The organism is Sandarakinorhabdus sp., from assembly GCF_031422795.1.
Lineage (GTDB): Bacteria > Pseudomonadota > Alphaproteobacteria > Sphingomonadales > Sphingomonadaceae > Sandarakinorhabdus.
On the sequence record NZ_JANPML010000387.1, the window covers coordinates 1 to 2,853 of the forward strand.

General features: G+C 67.0%; 6 protein-coding genes. 5 read left to right on the plus strand and 1 reads right to left on the minus strand.

Annotation, left to right across the window (positions count from 1 at the left end):
* The 5 genes from RMO81_RS13605 to RMO81_RS13625 all read left to right on the plus strand — a co-directional run.
* Positions 1-803, plus strand: an 803-nt coding sequence (locus RMO81_RS13605; protein ID WP_310476434.1) for an OB-fold nucleic acid binding domain-containing protein, incomplete at its 5' end; no start/stop codon positions are given.
* Between the two features lie 31 nt (positions 804-834).
* Positions 835-1,332: a CinA family protein gene (locus RMO81_RS13610; RefSeq protein ID WP_310476435.1), complete on the plus strand. Its 498-nt coding sequence runs from the start codon at positions 835-837 to the stop codon at positions 1,330-1,332.
* Positions 1,332-1,862: an AAA family ATPase gene (locus RMO81_RS13615; RefSeq protein WP_310476439.1), complete on the plus strand. Its 531-nt coding sequence runs from the start codon at positions 1,332-1,334 to the stop codon at positions 1,860-1,862. The genes RMO81_RS13610 and RMO81_RS13615 overlap by 1 nt, the downstream gene beginning before the upstream one ends.
* A gap of 68 nt (positions 1,863-1,930) precedes the next feature.
* The gene (locus tag RMO81_RS13620) at positions 1,931-2,176 is read left to right on the plus strand and encodes a type II toxin-antitoxin system ParD family antitoxin (RefSeq protein ID WP_310476436.1); all 246 of its coding nucleotides are present in this window, start codon (positions 1,931-1,933) and stop codon (positions 2,174-2,176) included.
* On the plus strand, positions 2,169-2,459 hold the full coding sequence (locus RMO81_RS13625; RefSeq protein WP_310476437.1) for a type II toxin-antitoxin system RelE/ParE family toxin: 291 nt from the start codon (positions 2,169-2,171) through the stop codon (positions 2,457-2,459). Before RMO81_RS13620 ends, RMO81_RS13625 begins: the two co-directional genes overlap by 8 nt.
* Positions 2,460-2,465: 6 nt before the next feature.
* Here the strand turns inward: RMO81_RS13625 and RMO81_RS13630 are convergent.
* Positions 2,466-2,853: VOC family protein (locus RMO81_RS13630; protein WP_310476438.1), on the minus strand; the 388-nt coding region annotated here is incomplete at its 5' end.

Below are 2,853 nucleotides of genomic sequence, written 5' to 3' on the forward strand. Positions count from 1 at the left end.
GACGCCACCACGCCGCTGGCGCGCGCCAGCGAAGATCTGGTTCATGGCCCGCCCGGCCGATCCGCAGCCTGGAACATCTCGCCCGCGCCGGGCTGCCGGCGCGGGCGCTGAAATTGCTCGCCGATGCCGATGCCTGCGCCAGCCGCAATCTCAATCGCCGCGATGCCGGCTGGCAGGCGCTACGCACGCCGACTGACAGCCTGCCACTGTTCGCCGCCGCCGCCGCCAGCGATCTGGGCGTGGAGGAAAGCGCCGATCTGCCGCTGATGGCAGCGGGCGAAGAGGTCGCCGCCGATTACCAGGTGCTGCGGCTGTCTTTGCGCGCCCACCCGATGGGGCTGCTGCGGCGCTGGTTCCCCGGCGTGCTCAGCGCGGCGCAGTTCAATGCGGCGAAGAATGGCCGGCGCAGCGTTGTGGCCGGCGTCGTGCTGGTGCGGCAGCGGCCCGGCAACGGCAACGCCATCTTCATCACGCTGGAGGATGAAAGCGGCGTGGTGAACGTGGTGGTGTGGGCGCGGCTGTTCGAAACCTATCGCCGGGCGATCATGGCCAGCCGGCTGATGCAGGTGGAAGGCGAGGTGCAACGCAGCCCCGAAGGCGTGATGCACCTGATGGCGACGCGCATCACCGATATGAGCGCCGTGCTCGATCGCCTGTCAGACGCGCACGACGCCACCACGCCGCTGGCGCGCGCCAGCGAAGATCTGGTTCATGGCCCGCCCGGCCGCAAACCGCCGCCGCCGGCCCGTGCGCGCCACCCCCGAGATGTGCGGGTGATTCCGAAAAGCCGGGATTTTCATTGATGGCCCTGCCCAGAGGCGGCAAGCTGCGCGCATGACCATGGAAACCCTGTTCGCCGCCGGCGCCCGCGTCGCTGAGCGCCTCAAATCCCGCAACGAAACCGCGGCCGTGGCCGAATCCGCTGCCGGCGGCCTGATCTCGGCCGCACTGCTCAGCGTGCCGGGCGCGTCGGCCTTCTATCTCGGCGGTGCCGTCGTCTACACGCCCAGGGCGCGCCACCGCCTGCTCGGCCTGCGCCGCGAAGACGTGCGCGGCTTCATGTCCGCCACCGAACCCTTCGCGCTGCTGATGGCCGAAACCATCCGCAAACAGCACAGCGTCACCTGGGGCATCGGCGAAACCGGCGCGGCCGGGCCGAACGGCAATCCCTATGGCCATGCCGCCGGGCATGACGTGGTGGCGGTGAGCGGCCCGGTGCAAATGGCGCGCACCATCGCGACGGGGTCGAGCGACCGGCAGGCCAACATGGTGGCGTTTGCGCTGGCGGCACTGGAACTGCTGAGCGAGCAGCTGGAGGCGGCAGTGCCGTGATGCTGGAACGGCCGTCGCTGATCATCTTCGGCGGGCTGCCGGGCACGGGCAAATCCAGCATCGCCAAAGCGGCGGCCCGACAATTGGGCCTTGTCTATCTGCGGGTTGACGAGATTGAGCAGGCGCTGTTGCGCCATGCTCCCGGCGCCGATTTCGGTGCGGCCGGCTATGGCGTTGCCTATGCGCTGGCGGCGGCCAATCTGGCGCTGGGCATGGGCGTGCTGGCCGATTGTGTGAACCCGGTTGCCGCCAGCCGCGCTGGTTGGCGAGCCGCAGGCCGATATGGTGCGTTGCTGGAGGTGGAGATCGTCTGTAGCGACCGGGCCGAGCATCGCCGCCGGGTCGAGCAGCGCACCGCTGAAATTGCCGGCCATGCGCTGCCCGGTTGGGCGCATGTGGTGGCTCTTGCCTTTGAACCCTGGCCGGAGGTTGATCTGGTGATCGACACCGCCCAAACTGCCGTGGCCGACGCGGTCAATCGCATCGCTGCCGCTGCCCGAGCCGGCGCTGCTGGCGGAACAGATGCGTAGCCCGCATGATTGCGGCGCTGTGGTGAATATGCGAAACTGCACCAATAGTGTGATCAGGAGTGCAGAAAATGGCCACCGTGCGCAAAACTATTACGCTGACCGCACAGCAGGATGACTGGATCGCCAGCCAGATCGCTGCCGGGAACTATACCAACGATAGCGAAGCCATCCGCGACCTGATCCGCCGTGCGCAGGAACGGACATGGGAGATGGACAGGATCAGGCAAGCGCTGATCGACGGCGAACAGAGTGGCGCGGCCGAACGCTTCGATTTTGCCGCCTTTAAGCAGCGCAAGGCAGCCCAGCATGGCTGAAGTTCGGCTGAGCCCACGGGCGCAGAACGATCTCGAGGGCTTGTTTGACGATACGGTGGCACGATGGGGGCTCGCGCAGGCCATGCGTTACACCGATCTGATCGAAGCAGCGTGCACGGCATTGGCGGCAGCACCCTATCAGGCCCCCGCGTGCGACCATATCAGCCCCGGTTACCGGCGACGCGCTGTCGAACAGCACATGATCTATTTCCGGGTGCTGGACGATGGCATCGCCGTCATCCGTATCCTGCACCAGCGTATGGATGCCCCGCGCCAGCTGTGAGGGAACTCAATCCGCCAACGTCACCGCCCCATCAGGCCCCGGCAGCATGAACGGGTTGTAGACCACCTCCCACGGGTGACCGTCAGGATCGCAGAAATAGCCTGAGTAGCCGCCCCAGAAGGCATCGTGCGCGGGCTTTTGCAGGGATGCTCCATTGGCCACCGCGCGAGCCAGGAGTTCGTCGACTTCGGCCTTGCTGCTGACGTTATGGGCCAGGGTGAAGCCGCCGAAGCCGGGGCCGCGATCCTGCATCCCGCAATCTTCGGCCAGTTTGTCGAACGGGTAGAGGGCAAAGGCCAGGCCGCCGCACTGGAACATGGCGATGGCTTCGAATTTGCGGGCCTTGCGCGGCCAGCCCATGGCTTCCCAGAAAGCGACGGCGCGGGGAAGATCG